General features: G+C 62.6%; 15 protein-coding genes, 1 tRNA gene and 2 pseudogenes. 11 read left to right on the top strand and 7 right to left on the bottom strand.

Features of this window, described 5'->3' with window-relative positions; all coding sequences use genetic code 11:
• The first annotated feature begins 36 nt into the window (after positions 1-36).
• On the top strand, positions 37-645 hold the full coding sequence (locus tag BF95_RS01495; protein ID WP_043148875.1) for a nucleotidyltransferase family protein: 609 nt from the start codon (positions 37-39) through the stop codon (positions 643-645).
• Here BF95_RS01495 and BF95_RS01500 read toward each other — a convergent pair.
• Positions 637-2,307: an MFS transporter gene (locus BF95_RS01500; protein ID WP_043148876.1), complete on the bottom strand. Its 1,671-nt coding sequence runs from the start codon at positions 2,305-2,307 to the stop codon at positions 637-639. The genes BF95_RS01495 and BF95_RS01500 overlap by 9 nt on opposite strands.
• Positions 2,308-2,479: 172 nt before the next feature.
• On the opposite strand from BF95_RS01500, the gene BF95_RS01505 reads away from it, so the two are divergent.
• From BF95_RS01505 to pgl, 5 genes and pseudogenes are all read left to right on the top strand, one after another.
• Positions 2,480-3,688: an acetyl-CoA C-acetyltransferase gene (locus BF95_RS01505; protein ID WP_043149048.1), complete on the top strand. Its 1,209-nt coding sequence runs from the start codon at positions 2,480-2,482 to the stop codon at positions 3,686-3,688.
• 107 nt (positions 3,689-3,795) lie between these two features.
• Complete coding sequence (locus tag BF95_RS01510; RefSeq protein ID WP_043148878.1) at positions 3,796-5,973, top strand: 3-hydroxyacyl-CoA dehydrogenase NAD-binding domain-containing protein; 2,178 nt, start codon at positions 3,796-3,798, stop codon at positions 5,971-5,973.
• A 64-nt stretch (positions 5,974-6,037) separates the two neighbouring features.
• Positions 6,038-7,035, top strand: a pseudogene (galE, locus tag BF95_RS01515) (UDP-glucose 4-epimerase GalE).
• On the top strand, positions 7,032-7,508 hold the full coding sequence (locus tag BF95_RS01520) for a YbaK/EbsC family protein (protein ID WP_043148880.1): 477 nt from the start codon (positions 7,032-7,034) through the stop codon (positions 7,506-7,508). Before galE ends, BF95_RS01520 begins: the two are co-directional and overlap by 4 nt.
• Before the next feature lie 4 nt (positions 7,509-7,512).
• Entirely contained in the window at positions 7,513-8,202 is a 690-nt protein-coding gene (gene pgl, locus BF95_RS01525; RefSeq protein ID WP_043148881.1) for a 6-phosphogluconolactonase, read from the top strand.
• Here the strand turns inward: pgl and BF95_RS01530 are convergent.
• The gene (locus BF95_RS01530) at positions 8,192-8,854 is read right to left on the bottom strand and encodes a uracil-DNA glycosylase (RefSeq protein WP_043149050.1); all 663 of its coding nucleotides are present in this window, start codon (positions 8,852-8,854) and stop codon (positions 8,192-8,194) included. The two genes, pgl and BF95_RS01530, sit on opposite strands and share 11 nt — an antisense overlap.
• A gap of 23 nt (positions 8,855-8,877) precedes the next feature.
• Here BF95_RS01530 and folK point away from each other — a divergent pair, with 23 nt between their 5' ends.
• Positions 8,878-9,375 (top strand): 2-amino-4-hydroxy-6-hydroxymethyldihydropteridine diphosphokinase, encoded by a 498-nt coding sequence (folK, locus tag BF95_RS01535; protein ID WP_043148882.1) that lies wholly within the window; start codon positions 8,878-8,880, stop codon positions 9,373-9,375.
• A gap of 42 nt (positions 9,376-9,417) precedes the next feature.
• Positions 9,418-9,493 (top strand) — tRNA-Lys (locus tag BF95_RS01540).
• A gap of 294 nt (positions 9,494-9,787) precedes the next feature.
• Here BF95_RS01540 and BF95_RS01550 read toward each other — a convergent pair.
• The 3 genes and pseudogenes from BF95_RS01550 to BF95_RS30245 all read right to left on the bottom strand — a co-directional run bounded on the left by BF95_RS01550 (position 9,788) and on the right by BF95_RS30245 (position 13,214).
• The gene (locus BF95_RS01550; RefSeq protein WP_043148885.1) at positions 9,788-10,141 is read right to left on the bottom strand and encodes a PilZ domain-containing protein; all 354 of its coding nucleotides are present in this window, start codon (positions 10,139-10,141) and stop codon (positions 9,788-9,790) included.
• A 128-nt stretch (positions 10,142-10,269) separates the two neighbouring features.
• Positions 10,270-13,006, bottom strand: a pseudogene (secA, locus tag BF95_RS01555) (preprotein translocase subunit SecA).
• An 85-nt stretch (positions 13,007-13,091) separates the two neighbouring features.
• Positions 13,092-13,214, bottom strand: a complete 123-nt coding sequence (locus tag BF95_RS30245; RefSeq protein ID WP_268747131.1) for a hypothetical protein — start codon at positions 13,212-13,214, stop codon at positions 13,092-13,094.
• Between BF95_RS30245 and BF95_RS01560 the strand changes: the two genes are divergently transcribed.
• Positions 13,213-14,787 (top strand): ArnT family glycosyltransferase, encoded by a 1,575-nt coding sequence (locus BF95_RS01560; RefSeq protein WP_235209517.1) that lies wholly within the window; start codon positions 13,213-13,215, stop codon positions 14,785-14,787. The two genes, BF95_RS30245 and BF95_RS01560, sit on opposite strands and share 2 nt — an antisense overlap.
• Positions 14,788-14,803: 16 nt before the next feature.
• On the opposite strand, the gene BF95_RS26020 is transcribed toward BF95_RS01560, so the two are convergent.
• Complete coding sequence (locus BF95_RS26020) at positions 14,804-15,313, bottom strand: energy transducer TonB (RefSeq protein ID WP_161774203.1); 510 nt, start codon at positions 15,311-15,313, stop codon at positions 14,804-14,806.
• A gap of 216 nt (positions 15,314-15,529) precedes the next feature.
• Here BF95_RS26020 and argJ point away from each other — a divergent pair, with 216 nt between their 5' ends.
• Both argJ and BF95_RS01570 read left to right on the top strand, forming a co-directional pair.
• Entirely contained in the window at positions 15,530-16,753 is a 1,224-nt protein-coding gene (gene argJ / locus BF95_RS01565; RefSeq protein ID WP_043148886.1) for a bifunctional glutamate N-acetyltransferase/amino-acid acetyltransferase ArgJ, read from the top strand.
• Positions 16,753-17,550 (top strand): inositol monophosphatase family protein, encoded by a 798-nt coding sequence (locus BF95_RS01570; protein ID WP_043148887.1) that lies wholly within the window; start codon positions 16,753-16,755, stop codon positions 17,548-17,550. Before argJ ends, BF95_RS01570 begins: the two co-directional genes overlap by 1 nt.
• A 22-nt stretch (positions 17,551-17,572) precedes the next feature.
• Here the strand turns inward: BF95_RS01570 and trxA are convergent, their stop codons facing one another.
• Positions 17,573-17,893 carry a thioredoxin TrxA gene (gene trxA / locus BF95_RS01575; protein WP_043148888.1) on the bottom strand — a complete coding sequence of 107 codons (321 nt, stop codon included), beginning with the start codon at positions 17,891-17,893 and terminating at the stop codon, positions 17,573-17,575.
• Positions 17,894-17,910: the final 17 nt, after the last annotated feature.

A 17,910-nucleotide genomic window follows, 5' to 3' on the forward strand; every position in this document is an offset into this window, starting at 1 on the left:
GCGATCGAACAATAATGGCCTTGATACAGATTTTATATGCGTACTGAACGGATCGCCGCCGTGCTTCTGGCCGCCGGCATGTCATCCCGCTTCGGCGAAGAGGACAAGTTGATGGCCAATCTGCGCGGCAAACCTTTGGCGGCGCACACGCTGGAAACCGTCGCGTCGATGGCCTTTGCCGAACTGGTCGCCGTCGTCCGGCCAATAAACGTCGCCCCGGTGCTCCACCGCAAGCTGGACCGGCGCGGCTACGCCATCATCGTCAATGATCGGCCCGAAGACGGAATTTCGGGCAGCATCATCCGCGCGGTCGAACATGTCATGCCCATCAAACATGTGCGCGGCATCCTCATCTGCCTCGCCGACATGCCGGACGTGCCGCAAAGTCACTATAACCGTATCTGCATGGCTGCCGAGGATATCCGCTCGGTCGTTGCCAGCACCGACGGCTTCTCCTCCTCGCCGCCCGCCTTCATCGGCCGCAAGCATTTCCCCGAACTGCTCCGCCTGCGCGGCGATCAGGGTGCCCGCGCGCTGTTGAGCCATGGTCTTCAAATCGAAACCGGCGATGGCATCCTGCACGATATCGACACGCCGGAGGATCTGATCGGCAGCGTACCCCCGGCGGTCGATGGGTCAGCTTGATCGGGTCGGATCGGTCATCGCATCGGCCATCTCGCGCGGATCGGGCGCGCGGCTAAGCGGCAGCGATCCGGTCTGCCGTTCCAGCATCCGATGCACCACCGGCGGCACCGGCCCGGTATGCAATGCCCAGATGGCATCGCTATTGGCGATGTCGGCGACGGTCCGCCGCTGATTATGCCGCACATAATCGAGCCAGGTCGACACATGATAGCGCTCGATCCACAGTTCCGGGTCGCTCAGATCCCGCATCAATGACCAGCCATGCGCCCCATCGCGCCGCCGGATGCGCCGTCGCTCGCTCATCGCAGTCAGGAAGGGCACGACTGATCCCGCCGGAATACGATATTCGATGGTCACGACCACCGGCCCGCTGCGCGGCTCGACCGGCACCGCCGTGTCGGGCTCCCGCCACCGGTTCTGCAGGTCGAGATTATCATCGCCGATCTGCGGCAGCGGCCGCATGATCCCGATCAACGCTGCCACGAACTGCACCACCGCCGACGCATAGAGCGCCTCGACCACCCCCTGGCTTTCCGCCAGCCAGCCGAACAGCCAGGCACCGATCGCCATCCCGCCAAAAGCGCTCATCTGGTACAGCGAGACCGACCGTGCCACCACCCATCGCGGCGCGGACATCTGCACCGACACGTTGAAGATGGACAGCGCCGTCACCCAACCGAACCCGGCTAGCAGATAGCCAAGCAGCGCCAGCCCCAGCCAGCTACTCGCCCCGGTGATCGCCGTGCCCAGCGCCAGCATCACCGCCGCATAGCGCACGATATGCTCGACCGACACGCGCGCGCGCAGATAGCGGGTCGACAGCGCGCCCGTCACTGCCCCCACCCCGAACGCACCGCTGGTCAGGCCGAAGGTCAGCGCTCCGCCGCCCAATATGTCGCGCGCGACCAGCGGCATCAGTGCCGACACCGCGCTTGCCCCAATGCCGAACACGGCTGCCCGCAACAGCACCATCTGGATATTGGGCGACATCGCGACATAGCGGACCCCCGCCCGCATCGCCAACGCCAGCCGTTCGCGCGGCAATATCTTGGGCGGCAGTTCAGGCTCCCAGCGAAACAGCACCACCAGCAGCCCGACATAGCTGACCGCGTTGGTCAGGAACGCCGCCGCCGCCCCCGCCGTCGCCACGATGACCCCGCCCAGCGCCGGGCCGACGCTGCGTGCCAGGTTGAACCCCATGGAATTCATCGCCACCGCGCTCGGCAATATCGCGCGCGGCACCATGTCGCCGACAGACGCCTGCCAGGCCGGGCCGTTGATGGCCGTCGCGCAGCCCAGCGCAAAGGTAAACGCCAGTAGCAACCAGGGCGTCATCCACCCGGCCCAGGCCGTCACCGCCAGCAATGCCGACACGATCAGCATCCAGCTCTGGCAGGCGATCATCACCTTGCGCCGGTCCAGATTGTCGGCGACCGCCCCCGCCCACAGCGACAGCAGCATGATCGGCAATGTCGTGGCTGCGGGCACCAGGGCTATCAGCATCGGCGATGCCGATAGCGAAATCATCATCCACGCCGCGCCGACCGACTGGATCAGCCCACCGAAATTGGACGCCAGGCTCGCCATCCAGATCGCGCGAAAAGTGGGGACGGAAAAGGGCGACGGCGCGGGGGGAGACTCGGCGGAGGACACAGTCCCCATGAAGCGGAATTGGACCGCAGCGTCAAACCCGCAACGGGCGCAAAGTGCCGCTACGTCAGGCCAGTAGGGGCAGAAAAACATATTTCCTGCTTGCACTTTACGTAAACGTAAATACATTCGGTATCGGTATCCGATGCGCCCGGCAGGGGCGACCCACGGAGAGGAAAACCACATGGAAGCTTATATTTACGACGCCGTCAGGACACCCCGTGGCCGGGGCAAGCCGGATGGTTCGCTGCACGAAATCACCCCCATTCAACTCGCGACGCAAGTGCTGGAAGCGATCCGCGATCGCACCGCGATCGACACGACCGACGTCGATGACGTCATTCTGGGCTGCGTGACGCCGGTCGGTGAGCAAGGCGCGGACATTGCCCGCACCGCCGTTCTCAACGCCGACTATGCTTTGACCACGCCGGGCGTTCAGATCAACCGCTTCTGCGCCTCCGGCCTCGAAGCCGTGAACATCGCCGCCGCCAAGGTGCTGTCGGGCGAAGCCATGTTCGCTATCGGCGGCGGCGTCGAATCGATGAGCCGCGTGCCGATGGCATCGGACGGCGGCGCGCTCGCGATGGACCCGGCGGTCGCCTATAAAACCTATTTCGCGCCTCAAGGCATCGGCGCAGACGTCATCGCCACCAAATTCGGCATCAGCCGCGACGACGCCGACGCCTATGCCGTCGAAAGCCAGAAGCGCGCCAAGATGGCCTGGGACGAAGGCCGGTTCGCCAAATCGATCGTCCCCGTCCGCGACGTGATCGGTCAGGTCGTCCTCGACCATGACGAACATATGCGCCCCGAAGCCACGATGCAGTCGTTGGGCGCGCTCAAGCCCGCCTTCACCGCGATGGGCGAGGACATGCCCGGCTTCGATACCGTCGCCCTGCTCCGCTACCCGGAACTGGAGAAGGTCAACCATATCCACCATGCCGGCAACAGCAGCGGCATCGTCGATGGCGCGGCGGCCGTGCTGGTCGGCGGCAAGGATATTGGCGACAAATATGGCCTCAAGCCTCGCGCCCGCATCCGGGCCATGGCCTCGATCGGTTCTGAACCGCTGATCATGCTGACCGGCCCGGAATTCGTGGCGGGCAAGCTGCTCGCCCGCGCGGGCATGACCACGGCCGACATCGACCTATGGGAACTCAACGAAGCCTTCGCCAGCGTCGTGCTGCGCTATATGCAGGCGATGAAGCTCGACCACAGCCAGATCAACGTCAACGGCGGCGCGATCGCCATGGGCCATCCGCTGGGCGCAACCGGCGCAATGGTGCTGGGCACCGCGCTCGACGAACTGGAGCGATCGGGCAAGGGCACCGCGCTCATCAACCTGTGCGTTGGCGCAGGCATGGGCACCGGCATCATCATCGAGCGTATCTAACCCCCTTCTCCGTTCGCCCTGAACCTGTCGAAGGGCCTTTCTTCTTGAAGAAAAGTGCAAGGCTTCGACAAGCTCAGCCCGAACGGAATTTTAGAGGCAGCATCATCATGCAGACCATCGCATTCACCATCGACACTGACGGCATCGCCACGCTGACGATCGACGTCCCCGACCAGTCGATGAACGTCATCGGGCCGGACTTCCTGGCCGATCTCGACGCCGCCATCACCCGCATCGCTTCGGAAGATTCGATCACGGGCGCAGTCATCGCATCGGGCAAGGACAGCGGTTTCATGGCCGGCATGGACCTCAAATATTTCGGCTCCATGCTTGCGACCAAGGATGGCAGCCGCCCGGCCCCCGCCGCCATCTTCGAACAGGTTTTCGTCCTCAACCAGCTGTTTCGTCGCCTTGAAACCTGCGGAAAGCCGGTGGCCTGCGCGATCGAAGGCACCTGCGTTGGCGGCGGTTTTGAACTCGCGCTCGCCTGCCATCGCCGCTTTGTCGGCGACAGCAGCAAGACGCAGCTTGGCCTGCCCGAAATCCTCATCGGCCTCTTCCCCGGCGGCGGCGGTTCGCAGCGTCTGCCGCGCCTGATGGGTGTGCAGGCCGCGCTCATGTACATGCTGCAGGGCAAGCTGTTCCGCCCCGCCGAGGCCGCCATGCTCAAGGTGGTGGATCAGGTCGTGCCGCAGGGCACGGCATTGGAAGCCGCGCAGGCCTGGGTAAAGGCCAACCCCACTGCCAACACCCAGCCCTGGGACGTCAAGGGCTTCAAATTCCCCGGTGGCGCAGGGGCGTTCAACCCTGGCTTCGTCCAGACAATGGTCGGCGCGCTGCCGATGACGCTCAAACAGACCCAGCGCAATATGAACGCGCCGATCGCCCTGCTCTCGGCCGTCTATGAAGGGGCCTTGCTGCCCTTCGACCGGGCGATCCGGGTGGAAAGCAAATATTTCGCTAGAGTAGCTGCCGATCCGCAGGCCGCTAACATGATCCGCAGCCTGTTCGTCAACAAGCAGGCCGCCGAACGCGGCGCGCGTCGTCCCAAGGCTGAACCCAAGGCTCCTACCATGAAGCTCGCCATGCTCGGCGCGGGCATGATGGGCGCTGGCATCGCCACCGTCGCCGCGCAGGCGGGGATGGAGGTCGTCCTGTTCGACCGTGACATCGCCTATGCGGAAAAAGGCAAGGCCCATGTCGAAACGGTGCTCAAGAAGCGTCTGGGCAAGGGCATGACGCCCGAAAAGATGGCGGCAACGCTCGCCCGCGTGACGCCCACCGCCAGCTATGCCGACCTGGCAGGCGCGGACTTCGTGATCGAAGCGGTGTTCGAGGATGTCGCGATCAAGGCCGAGGTCACCAAGCAGGTCGAAGCCGTGCTGGGGCCGGACGTGATCTACGGCTCCAACACCTCCACCCTGCCGATCACCAAGCTGGCGACCGCCTGGTCTAAGCCCGCCAACTTCATCGGCGTCCATTTCTTCTCGCCGGTCGAAAAAATGCCACTGGTGGAGATCATCCTGGGCAAGGAAACCGGCCCGGCCGCCATTGCCAAGGCGCTCGATTTCGTCGCCCAGATCAAGAAGACCCCGATCGTCGTCAATGACAGCCGCGGCTTCTACACTTCACGCTGCTTCGGCACCTATGTGCAGGAAGGCGCGGAACTGGTCGCCGAAGGGATTAACCCGGCGCTCATCGAAAATGCGGGCAAGCAGCTTGGCATGCCGGTTGGCCCGCTCGCTGTCAGCGACGAAGTCTCGATCGAGCTTGGCTATAAAGTCATGACGGCCGCAAAGAAAGAATTGGGCGACGCCTATGTCGTTCAGCGTTCCGACGATGTCATGACGCAGATGGTCGAACGCGACCGCCTCGGCCGGAAAAACGGCAAGGGCTGGTACGACTATCCCGAAGGCGGCAAGAAGATGCTGTGGTCGGGCATTGCCGACCTCTTCCCCAGCGCCGACGATCAGCCCGATGTCGAAGCGGTAAAGGAACGGCTCCTCTATCGCCAGCTCATCGAATGCGCCCGCTGCTATGAGGAAGGCGTGCTGGAGACGCCGGAAGATGGCGACATCGGCGCGATCTTCGGCTGGGGCTTTGCGCCTTATACCGGCGGTCCCTTCGCGCATATGGATACGGTGGGCATCGCCCATGTCGTTGCCGTGCTGGATCGGTTGCGGGCTGCCCATGGCGATCGGTTCGCCGCGACGGAACAGCTGCGCGCGATGGCCGCCACCGGCGCAACTTTCTACAATCCCGTTTCGGACCGCGCAGCGGCATGATGCCACTGTAAATCTCCCTGTCACTCGGCTAGGTCTCCCTGGAACATCTGGGGAGACCTTTTTTATGCGCGAAAAGCCAACGGTTCTGGTCACGGGTGGCGCGGGTTATATCGGCAGCCATGCCGTCCTCGCGCTCAAGGATGCGGGCTATGGGGTGGTCGTCATCGACAATCTTGTCACTGGCTTCCGCTGGGCCGTGCCCGACGATGTGCCCTTTGTTCAGGGCGATATAGCGGACCAGCCGCTGGTCGAAGCGACGCTCCGCGATCATGGCATCAGTGCGATCATGCATTTCGCCGGTTCCGTCGTGGTGCCGGAATCGGTCGAAAATCCGCTCAAATATTATCATAACAACAGCGCCAAGACCCGCGACCTGATCGACAGCGCCGTGCGCGTCGGGGTGCCCCATTTCATCTTTTCGTCCACCGCTGCCACCTATGGCATCCCGGACGTGGAGGCGGTGCGGGAAGATACGCCGCAACAGCCGATCAATCCCTATGGCATGTCCAAGTTGATGACCGAATATATGCTGCGCGACGTGGCCGCAGCGCATCCGATGAACTTCTGCGCGCTGCGCTATTTCAACGTCGCCGGTGCCGATCCGCAGGGACGGACAGGCCAATCGACCGCCGGTGCGACTCATTTGATCAAGGTCGCCGTCGAAGCCGCATTGGGCAAGCGGGAGAGCGTTGCCATCTTCGGCAATGATTTCGCTACCCCCGACGGCACGGGCGTGCGCGACTATATCCATGTCAGCGATCTCGCCGCAGCGCATGTGCTGGCGCTCGAAGCCTGATGGCGGAACCAGAGCGCAACCATTTGCTCAATTGCGGCTATGGCCGGGGCTTTTCGGTGCTTGATGTCCTCAACGCTGTTGACCGGGTCACCAATACGCCGGTCCGGCGCGTCATGTCGCCACGCCGGGCAGGCGATCCGCCCGCATTGATTTCGGACAATCGCGCCATCCTCGCCACCTTCCCCTGGCAACCACGCTATGCCGATCTCGATGTGATCGTCGCCCATGCGCTCGCCTGGGAACGCGCCTTGGCGGAGCGCGCATGAGCGAGGCGTCGGTTCGCGCCTTCTTCGCGGCCCACGCGCCCGACATCACCGTTATCGATCAAGGTATCAGTACCGCAACCGTGCTGGAGGCTGCCGCCGCGCTCGGCGTCGAACCCGCGCGCATCGCCAAGACGCTGTCGCTGCGCGTCGGCGAAACCGTGGTGCTGGTCTGTACGCGCGGCGACGCCCGGCTCAGCAATGGCAAGGCCAGGGCCGCACTCGGCGCGAAACCTCGCATGCTCGGCGCGGACGAGGTCGAGGCGATCACTGGCCATCCGGTCGGCGGCGTCTGCCCCTTCGGCCTGACCGCTCCGCTTGCGATATATTGTGACATATCCTTGCAGGCCTTCACGACCGTCTTTCCTGCCGCTGGATCACGCACCGCATCCGTCGAACTGACGCCCGACCGGCTCGCCAGCTTAACCGGCGCGATATGGATCGACGTCTGCACCCTCCCGGAAACAGGGGATTAATTTTATGCCGACCGAACATCTCTGCACTGACAGCGCACAAGCCGCCGCCGATATCGCCGCCCGCATCGCCGCCATATTGGAACAAGCCATCGCCGCGCGCGGCGTCGCCACCATCGCCCTGTCCGGGGGGCGCTCCCCCCGCCCCATTCTCGAATCATTGTCCGCTTCGCTGTCCGATTGGAGCAAGGTCATCGTCACGCTGGTCGACGAACGCTGGGTCGATCCCACCGAAGCCGACAGCAATGAAAAGCTGGTCCGCGACACATTATTGCAAGGGGCCGCAGCCGCCGCGCGCTTCGTGCCGATGAAGAATGCCGCCGCCGACGCCTATCTCGGCCAGCCAGAGGCGGAAGCAGACTTCGCCGCCCTCCCCTGGCCGCTCGACATCGTCCTGCTCGGCATGGGCGATGACGGCCATACCGCCTCGCTCTTCCCGAACGCAGAGGAATTGGCCGAAGGCCTGTCCAGCACCGCGCGGACCATCGCGGTCACACCGCCTGCCGCCCCGCATCAGCGTCTCTCGCTGACTGCCCACGCCATCCTGTCGAGCCGCCACATCTTCCTTCAGATCAGCGGCCCAGCGAAAAAGGCCGTCTATGATCGCGCCATGGCGGGCGGCCCTGTCAAGGAACTGCCGATCCGCGTCGCCCTATGCCAGGATGCCGTGCCGGTCGAGGTGTGGATCAGCCAGTAATCCCCGCCAATTCCACCGCCCGCGCGAACACCGCCTCGAACATCTCCGCCGTCAGCCGCCCGGTATTCTGATTGTAGCGCGAACAATGATAGCTATCGATCAGCGTGCGCCCATCGGGCATGCGATGCTCGGCCAGATGCGCAAAGCGCGCCTTGGGCAGCCTGCCGCCCAGCACCTTGACCGCTGACTGATGCGCGATCTGGCCCAGCGCCACGAACACCCGCGCCTTGGGGAGCGCCGCAACGCCCTGCGCCAGAAACGGGCGACACCGATGCACTTCGTCGGGAACCGGCTTGTTTTGCGGCGGCAGGCACCGCACCGAATTGATGATGATCGCATCCTTCAACACCAGCCCATTATCGACCCGCGCATCATAGACGCCCTCGGTCAGCCCGAATTTCGCCAGCGTCTCGAAGAAAAGAACACCCGAATCATCGCCGGTAAAAGGCCGCCCCGTTCGGTTCGCGCCCTGTTTGCCCGGTGCCAGCCCGATGATGCCGATCCGCGCCTGCACGTCGCCAAAAGCTGGCACCGGCGCATTCCACCAGTCGGGATGCTCGGCCCGGCATTCCTCGCGCAACGCGACGAGGCGCGGGCAGAGTGGACAGTCGTGGGGCGGTTCGGTTGGTTCAAGGGGGCTTTGCAGGATCATGGCGAGCAGATAGGCGCTGATCCATGGCGGACACAAGCACGCACATCTATGCCCTGGCGCTGGGATCGAACCGGCCGCTGTCCGCACGTCGCACCCCGGCGCGCCTGCTGGACGAAGCGGTCGCACTGATTGGCCTGCACATGTGCGTAATCGCCGTCGCCCCTAGCATCGCTACACCGCCGATGGGACCATCCGCGCGCCTCTATGCCAACAGTGCGCTGCTGGTCGAAAGCCCGCTGTCCCCGCCCGCTTTGCTAGCCCTGCTGCAGTCGATCGAACATCGGCTCGGCCGCCGCCGCTATCGCCGCTGGGGCGCGCGGAGCGTCGATATCGACATCATCCTGTGGTCGGGCGGCACCTGGCGCAACCGCCTGCTCACCATCCCTCATATCGCCTTTCGCCAGCGCGCCTTCGTCCTGACCCCGCTTGTGGCGATTGCACCGCGCTGGCGCGATCCGCTTTCGGGCCTGAATATCTGCCATCTGCACGCCCGCCTACAAAAGCACGCGCGAAGAGGTTGACCATCGCCATTACCCCCATTAGGGCGTCCTCCACCGCTACACGGGTCCATAGCTCAGTCGGTAGAGCAACTGACTTTTAATCAGTAGGTCGCTGGTTCGAACCCAGCTGGACTCACCACCGGAACCCTTGTTATCATTGGGTTTTCTGCCGTGGTGTTTTGCCGTCCTTAAGACATACGCCGTGTGTATATGACACTGCGCGTCATGCAGTCATCGCAGATTCGGGACGCATTTCATGGCAACCACCCCGATTTGATCCAGCGTCAGCTGGCGGCCCAGCTCATGATGACGATGCCGGGCGTGCTAAACCTTGAGAGGTTTGACAAAGTGGGGGTGCTCCGTTCGAGGCTGACCGGTCGAACGGCGGAACTCAACCGTTAACGCCTGTCTTGTACGCACGCCCATCCGTGCCTCAGCCATAGCGGCCCGGCTCCACCTCGCGTAGTGTGATGGGTTGTTCAGTCGTGCGCACGAATGGCTCTTGGATCACGGCTAGGGGATCGACAGCCCGGCTGAACAGCAGGCCACACCGATCTTCACCCTGCCAGATAACCGTGCCGCATACTTCCAGATGATCGCCGATCAACGTGACACGAACGCCCACGGGCGGAACATAAGCACTGTCAAGCAGCGCACCGAAAACGGAAATGTTGAGGATGGTCACAGGTTCGCTGACCCCGTCCCATAGCAGGGTAGCGGGCGCGTTGGCGACGAAGCGGCTTTCGCCGCGCCGGTCTGTTTGTGGATGATAAGAGTTGCAGGTCATGGCCTTCTCCCGGTTTCCCCCCAGGATGCGGCATGAGTGTGCGCCCGTTTCGTTACCGAAACCATGCGCAATTTAGTCAATCCTATATTAGCCATCGGCGGACGGGCTATCCGTCCGCCGAAGCGCGATCAGGCCAGCGCGCCATGGCAGTGCTTATATTTCTGGCCCGAACCACAGGGACAGGGCGCATTGCGGCTGATGTCGAGATTGGCGAACTCACTATCGGACGCAGTATCAAATGGCCGGCTGGGAATCGTCGTGGTGATCCCGCCCCACTGCCCGGCGTCGATGTCAGCGCTGTTATCCTCGCCCGACAAGGGATCGATATGGGTGGTGATGAAGTCGGGCAGCACCGGCAGGTCGAATTGCGGCAACGGCGCTTCGTCCATGCGGAACTGCACCCGCGCGATCGATCCGGTCACATCCTCGCGGATATTTTCCAGCATGCGCTCGAACAGGGCGAAGGCTTCCTGCTTATATTCGTTGATCGGCGTTTTTTTGCGCATAGGCACGCAGATGGACGACCTGGCGCAGCGCGTCGAGAGTCGCCAGATGCTCTTTCCAATGATGATCCAGGCTCTGCAGCAGGATCGATTTTTCGATCATGTGCCAGTCGGACGCATCGACATTACTGACCTTTTCGGCGACGGCCTCGTTGGCCATGGCAGTCAGTCGTTCCTCGATCATTTCAGGATCGATCGAATCCTCGGCCATCCAGGCGTCGAAATCGACCTCCAGCCCCAATATCTCGGACGTCCGCGTCTTGAGCTTCACCATGTCCCATTGTTCGGGATAGGTGCCGGGCGGGCAGGATGCACCGACAATGTCGTTCACGGTTTCATGGCGCATGTCGGTGACGACATCGTCCACCGTGTCGGCGTCCATGATGTCGGACCGTTGTTCGTAGATCACCTTGCGCTGGTCGTTCATGACGTCATCATATTCGACGACCTGCTTGCGGATATCGTAGTTGCGCGCCTCGACCTTCTTCTGCGCGGTCTCGATCGCCTTGCTCAGCCATTTGGACGGCGGCAACGCCTCCCCATCTTCCAGGTTGGAGCGGATCATCTTGGCGAACATCGTGTCCGGGCCGAAGATACGCATCAGGTCATCGTCAAGGCTGAGATAGAAGCGCGAGAGGCCGGGGTCGCCCTGACGGCCCGAACGGCCACGCAACTGATTGTCGATGCGGCGGCTTTCATGCCGCTCGGTCGCCAGCACGAAGAGGCCACCAGCCGCCAGCACTTCGGCCTTCTCCGCGGCGATCTCCGCCTTCATCCGTTCGATCGCGGCGTCCCGCTCCGGGCCTTCGGGCACGTCGCGCAGTTCATCCTCGACGCGCAATTCCAGATTGCCGCCCAGCTGAATATCGGTGCCACGCCCGGCCATATTGGTGGCGATCGTCACCACGCCCTTGCGCCCCGCCTGCGCCACGATATGCGCCTCGCTCTCATGGAAGCGCGCGTTCAAAACGGCGTGGGGTACGCCTTCCTGATTGAGGAATTCGGACAGCATTTCAGACTTTTCGATCGACACCGTGCCGACAAGCACCGGCTGGCCCTGTTCGGCATGCTCCTTGATCGTCCGGGCAATGCCGCGGAACTTGTCCTCGATATTCTTGTAGAAACTATCCTGCTCGTCGATCCGCTGCACCGGCTTGTTGGTCGGGATCGTGACGACATTCATCTTGTAGATTTCGTAGAATTCGGTCGCTTCGGTCGAAGCGGTGCCGGTCATCCCCGAAATCTTGGGATACATGCGGAAATAATTCTGAAAAGTGACGGAGGCGAGCGTCTGGTTTTCCGGCTCGATCTGGACGCCTTCCTTGGCTTCCACCGCCTGATGCAGGCCGTCCGACCAGCGGCGGCCATCCATCATGCGGCCGGTAAATTCATCGATGATGATGACCTTGCCGTCCTTGACGATATAATCGATATCGCGGCGGAACATGACGTTGGCGCGTAGTGCCTGGTTCACATGATGCACCACCTGGGTATTTTCGAAATCATAGAGGTTGTTGCCCTGGAGCAGTCCGGCATCCTCCAGCAATCGCTCGATCCGCTCCGTGCCATCCTCGGTTAGGGTGACGGAACGCTGCTTCTCGTCCTTTTCATAATCGGCGTCGGTGACCTGCTTCACGATCGCATCGACCGAGACATAGAGTTCGGACTTGTCGTCGGTCGGGCCGGAGATGATGAGCGGCGTGCGCGCTTCATCGATCAGGATCGAGTCCACCTCATCGACGATCGCATAGTTGAAGGGCCGCTGGACCATCGACGCGCGGTCATATTTCATATTGTCGCGCAGATAGTCGAAACCGAGTTCGTTGTTGGTCGCGTAGGTGATGTCGGCGGCATAGGCGGCGCGGCGCTGATCCTCGCTGATGTTGGGCACGATGACGCCGGTGGTCAGCCCCAGGAACCGATAGACCTGCCCCATCCAGTCGCAATCGCGGCTGGCGAGATAGTCGTTGACGGTGACGACATGGACACCCTTGCCCTCCAACGCATTGAGGTAGGTGGCAAGCGTCGCCACCAGCGTCTTGCCCTCACCCGTGCGCATTTCGGCGATCTCGCCGCGATGCAGGACGATGCCGCCCACCATCTGCACGTCGAAATGGCGCATGCCCAGCACCCGGACGGACGCTTCGCGTACCGTGGCAAAGGCTTCGGGCAGCAGGTCGTCCAGAGTCTCGCCAGCGGCCAGCCGCTCACGAAACCGAGCCGTCTGTGCCACCAGGTCCGCGTCACTCAGCGCCTGGACCGATGGTTCGAACGAGGCGATCCGATCGACGATCTTGCCCAGCGACTTCACATAGCGTTCGTTGGACGAACCAAAGATGGACTTGGCGAGTGCGCCGAACATGGACATTCCTGACTCAAAAGGGAGGCGCAGCCCGGTAACGGGCAGGCGCGCAGACATGCGCGGCGATTTAGGGATCGCTCAGCGGTTAGTCAATCAACGTGCGCCTGATGCGCGCTGTCGCACGGGCGTCATCATGGGTGTTCATGCGGCTATTGCGTCGGTGTGACGTCATGCCATGCATCGGCAGATAGAAAATAGGGTCGTTCATGAGTGCCTCTTTCGTAGCGAAGACCATCTCGCCATCGGGCGGGCGGCTTGGCTTTTTGCTCGCAATGCTGGTCATATCTTGGTTCGCCGGCCTCGCGCTGGCGTCACCCTTCGACCATGATGAAAGCCAATATGTGGCGGGCGCCCTGTTCAGCACGAAAATGCTGATCTTTCGCGATTTTCTCTATCTGCAACCGCCGCTTCACGCCTGGGCCTATGCGCCGGTCGCCTGGGCCTTCCCAACGACGATGGTCATCGCGATGCGGCTGGTGACCGCCATGACCGCGCTTGGTACGCTTGCGGCGCTATGGGCGGCCCAGCGGCGGGCGGGCGTTTCGCGAAACAGCGCAACCATCGCCACGCTGCTGATCGCCGCGACAGCCGCCTTTCAGTTCACCGCCAGCGTCGTGCGCAACGACATGCTGCCGACCCTATTGTCCTCGCTCGCGCTGTTGCTGGTCATGGCCGCCTTGCGACGCGACAGGCTGCTGTATTGGCTGGGCGCTGGCCTGTTGTTCGGGCTGGCTATTGCGACCAAGCTCAACTTCGCGCCACTGGGGCTGGCGGTGGGGCTGTTCGCGATTGCCAACCGAGGTCGGTGCGGACTGCGCGCTGCCATGATGCTGGCGGCGGGCGCGCTGATTGGTACGTTGCCCATGCTGGCGATCGGGGCAGCTGCGCCAGAGGCGTTCGTCTATGGGGTGCTGCAATATGGCGCGGTGGCACCCCATGCCTGGTATGCCGCGAACGGCGCGGGCGATGAATTGTCGTTGCTGGAAAAACTCGCCGACCTGCTCAAATATCTGGTGCGGGGACCGGCGCTGATGGCGCTGCTGCTGGTTGCGCTTTATGGCTTTGCAAACCGTCGACGCCCCCCATCGCCAGAGCGCAAGCTGCCAGAACACAGGTTGATAGTCTGGATGATAGTCGGCGCATTGATCGGCGCAGCCTTACCGACCCCGACCCAGGTCCAGTATCTCATGCCCCTGTTGGTGCCGCTGGCATTGGCGCTGGGCTATCTGCTCGACGATGCGCACCGCTGGTCACCTACCTGGCGATACGCGCTGCTTGGACTGCTCGGCTTGGCAGCAATCCCGGGCTTGTGGGGCGCAGCCCGCGACATGACCGTCATGCTGCGCGACGGGTCCGCTGTGATCGCCGCGACGCGCGATGCGCGCTGGGCGGGCGATCGAGTGCGGGCCATGACCGGCGATGATGAGGTTCTGACTCTCTCTCCACATATGGTGGCCGACAGCGGCCTGACGATCGACCCGCGTCTGGCCACCGGGCCGTTCGTCTATCGCACCGGTTGGACGCTTGCCCCGGATCGCGCGCGCCTGCTCCATACGCTCACCCCCGCCACGCTCCCTGACCTCAACCGCGACCGGCCCGATGCGATCCTCGTGGGTTATGAAGCGGGCACTCGCAACCTGCCGCTTCGACCAGACGATATGCTGACGGCCTATGCGGTGCGGAATGGCTATCGCATGCTGACCATGCCTGACGGGATCGGGCGGCTTTTTGTTTGGACAAATCTAAGATCAGACCACGATCAGCGTCTTGAACATCCTTAAGATATGAGCATAAAAATCAGCGCGGCGTAATCTTCGTTTCAGTCACCGTTTCAACATGCGCTTTGACCGGATTACCGTCTGCATCCAGAATTGGACTGGGGCGATTTCGCTTCATCATAACCTCGCACGGATTGACTGACCGCGATAGCGCGGCGACAAATGTTGCATTCCCTACATTGTCCATAACCTTGCAGTTTTCTGTTACACCATTTTCATCGACATCAAAGGATAGGTGAAGACGCTTTGGATAATCCGCTAAGCGCAACGCGTGATTTTGCGGAATTCTCCAAGTAACACGACCGTTATAACTGCCTGGGATTGGAATATTTTCCTTATTGAGTGCCGTTTTGAAACGCGCACGCTCTTTGATCACAGTGCATGTCGTTTCGTCGAGGATGTCTGAACCGCTACTGCTAGTTATGATGCAATTTACGACACGCCCATCAACTCCGACTTCGAGCTGGAAGCCGACTCTACCCTCCGTGCCGTCAAGATTGGCAGCGACAGGATAATCCTGATCGGTCAACCAGCTTCCAGGACTTCCCAAGGGCTCTGGCTTCGTCGCATCAACAACTGGCTCACGGGCGGTGGCGGGTGATACCATAGGCAAGAGCAACAACAAGCCTAGGCCCCAGACATAACTACGCCAAAATTCCCTCATTACGATCTCCGCGAAAAACATGTTTGTTCAGTGAGAGGGTCTGCCTAAAGAAGCACCGTTCCACAATATAGCGAGACAAAAATGCAGCCCTCCCCGCTCGCCCCCGCCCACTTCCCCACGCTGCCGCCGATCGCAGGCGTGACGCTGCGCGTGGCGCAGGCGCGTTACAAGAATTGGGACCGCTGCGACCTGACCTATATCGAGCTGGATGCGGGCACGGCGGCCGCGGGCGTGACGACTCAAAGCAAATGCCCCTCGCCCGAAGTCGAATGGTGCCGTGACGCCATCCCACTGGGGTCGGCGCGGGCGCTGGTGGTCAATGCGGGCAATGCCAATGCCTTTACCGGACATCGTGGCCGCGCAGCGGTGGAAGCGATCGCGGCCAAGGTCGCCAACCATCTGGGCTGCCTGCCTTCCGACGTGCTGATTTCCTCGACCGGGGTGATTGGCGTGCCCCTGCCGATCGACAAGGCCGAAGCGGGCCTCGAAGCGGCATTCGTCGCTACACCCTGCGATTGGGAGGCGGCAGCTAGGACGATCGGCACGACAGACACCTATGCGAAGGGTGCCCATGCCTCCGCCATGATCGGCGACACGCGCATAGAGTTGGTCGGCATCGTCAAGGGATCAGGTATGATCGCGCCCGATATGGCAACGATGCTGGGCTATATCTTCACCGACGCGGCGATCGATCCAACGCTGCTTCAACAGATGCTGTCGGCGGCTAACAAGCGGACCTTCTCCTGCATCACCGTCGATAGCGATACCTCGACCAGCGACACGGTGCTGGCCTTTGCCACCGGCAAGGCGGGCAATACGCCGATGACCAGCATGGACGATGCGGGGGCGGACGCCTTCCACGCCGCGCTGTCGGACATTTGCCGCCAGCTCGCGCATCTGGTGGTGCGCGACGGCGAAGGTGCGACCAAATTCGTCGAGATCAGCGTCGAGGGTGCAACGAGTGACGAGAGCGCCCATCGCATCGGCCTGTCGATCGCCAATTCGCCGCTGGTGAAGACCGCGCTGGCGGGCGAGGACGCCAATTGGGGGCGCGTTGTCATGGCCATCGGCAAGGCGGGCGAACCGGCCGATCGCGACCTGCTCTCCATCCGCTTTGGCACGACGCAGGTGGCAACCGGCGGCCTGGCGGTCGAAGGCTATGACGAAGCGCCGGTGGCCGCGCACCTTAAAGGGCAGGACATCGAGATCGGCGTCGATCTGGGCCTGGGCGAGGGGCGCGCGACGATATGGACCTGCGACCTGACGCACGGCTATATCGCGATCAACGCGGATTATCGCAGCTGATGCGGCTCGATCTGCACATTCCCGTCGTCGATCTGATGCGTGAAGTCGCGCGCGACATCGTCATGCCGCGCTACCAGAATCTGGCGCGTCATGAGATCAGCGAGAAAGCCGCAAACGACTTCGTCACCATCGCCGACAAGGAAAGCGAGATCCGCCTGGCCGAAGGGCTGAGTGCGATCCTGCCCGAAGCCGGGGTCATCGGCGAAGAAGCCTGTGCGGCCGATCCGACGATCCTCGATCGAGCCGGCGAAGGGCTGAATTGGATCATCGACCCGATCGACGGCACCGGCAATTTCGCGGCGGGCAATCCACCCTTCGGCATCATGATCGCGCTGGCCGATGGCGGCGTGACGCTGGCGGGATGGATCCTTGATCCCCTTACGGGCCGCATGTGCCACGCCATGCTGGGCGGAGGCAGCCATATCGACGGAGAGCAAGTGCAGGCGCGCGAGAGCGGCGGCGACCTGCCGATCGCGGCGCTGGCGGTCTATTTCATGACGCCGGAGGAACGGGCGGACATTCAGCAGCGGTCGCAGGACCATTTCGCCCTGGTGGACATTCCCCGCTGCGCCGCCGAACAATATCCCCGGCTGGTGCTGGGGCAGAATGACGTGTCGGTGTTCGCGCGCACCTTGCCCTGGGACCATGCGGCCGGCACCTTGTTCCTGAACGAGGCGGGCGGTTGCTGCCAGCGGCTCGACGGGTCACCCTACCAGGTCGGCGATACGCGCCGGGGGCTGCTGGGCGCGTCCTCGCCGCGCTTGTGGGACAGGGCAGCGGACATATTGTTCCGCTAACCCTGCCCCGCATGCGCCGATGTTACAGAACGCTTTCGAGCCAGCTCTTGAGCGCGCTCTTGGGCGCGGCACCAACCTTGGTCGCGGCGGCTTCGCCATTTTTGAACAGGATCATCGTCGGAATGCCGCGCACGCCATATTTGCCGGGCGCGTCGGGATTCTCGTCGATATTGACCTTGGCGATCGTCACCTTGTCGCCCAGTTCTTCGGAGATTTCCTCCAGAGCGGGGCCGATCATCTTACAGGGGCCGCACCATTCGGCCCAGAAATCGACAAGCACGGGCTTGTCGGCGTCGATCACGTCCTGCTGAAAGCTGGCGTCGGTTACTGCCTTGGTGGCCATGTCACTATTCTCCTTGC

Source organism: Sphingobium sp. Ant17 (genome assembly GCF_000588875.1).
Taxonomy (GTDB): Bacteria; Pseudomonadota; Alphaproteobacteria; order Sphingomonadales; family Sphingomonadaceae; genus Sphingobium.

Coding starts and splice junctions, on each gene's coding strand:
- BF95_RS01495 (WP_043148875.1), top strand. CDS start 37: ATGCGTACTGAACGGATCGCCGCCGTGCTTCTGGCCGCCGGCATGTCA.
- BF95_RS01500 (WP_043148876.1), bottom strand. CDS start 2,307: ATGGGGACTGTGTCCTCCGCCGAGTCTCCCCCCGCGCCGTCGCCCTTT.
- BF95_RS01505 (WP_043149048.1), top strand. CDS start 2,480: ATGGAAGCTTATATTTACGACGCCGTCAGGACACCCCGTGGCCGGGGC.
- BF95_RS01510 (WP_043148878.1), top strand. CDS start 3,796: ATGCAGACCATCGCATTCACCATCGACACTGACGGCATCGCCACGCTG.
- BF95_RS01520 (WP_043148880.1), top strand. CDS start 7,032: ATGAGCGAGGCGTCGGTTCGCGCCTTCTTCGCGGCCCACGCGCCCGAC.
- pgl (WP_043148881.1), top strand. CDS start 7,513: ATGCCGACCGAACATCTCTGCACTGACAGCGCACAAGCCGCCGCCGAT.
- BF95_RS01530 (WP_043149050.1), bottom strand. CDS start 8,854: ATGATCCTGCAAAGCCCCCTTGAACCAACCGAACCGCCCCACGACTGT.
- folK (WP_043148882.1), top strand. CDS start 8,878: ATGGCGGACACAAGCACGCACATCTATGCCCTGGCGCTGGGATCGAAC.
- BF95_RS01550 (WP_043148885.1), bottom strand. CDS start 10,141: ATGACCTGCAACTCTTATCATCCACAAACAGACCGGCGCGGCGAAAGC.
- BF95_RS01560 (WP_235209517.1), top strand. CDS start 13,213: ATGAGTGCCTCTTTCGTAGCGAAGACCATCTCGCCATCGGGCGGGCGG.
- BF95_RS30245 (WP_268747131.1), bottom strand. CDS start 13,214: ATGAACGACCCTATTTTCTATCTGCCGATGCATGGCATGACGTCACAC.
- argJ (WP_043148886.1), top strand. CDS start 15,530: ATGCAGCCCTCCCCGCTCGCCCCCGCCCACTTCCCCACGCTGCCGCCG.
- BF95_RS01570 (WP_043148887.1), top strand. CDS start 16,753: ATGCGGCTCGATCTGCACATTCCCGTCGTCGATCTGATGCGTGAAGTC.
- trxA (WP_043148888.1), bottom strand. CDS start 17,893: ATGGCCACCAAGGCAGTAACCGACGCCAGCTTTCAGCAGGACGTGATC.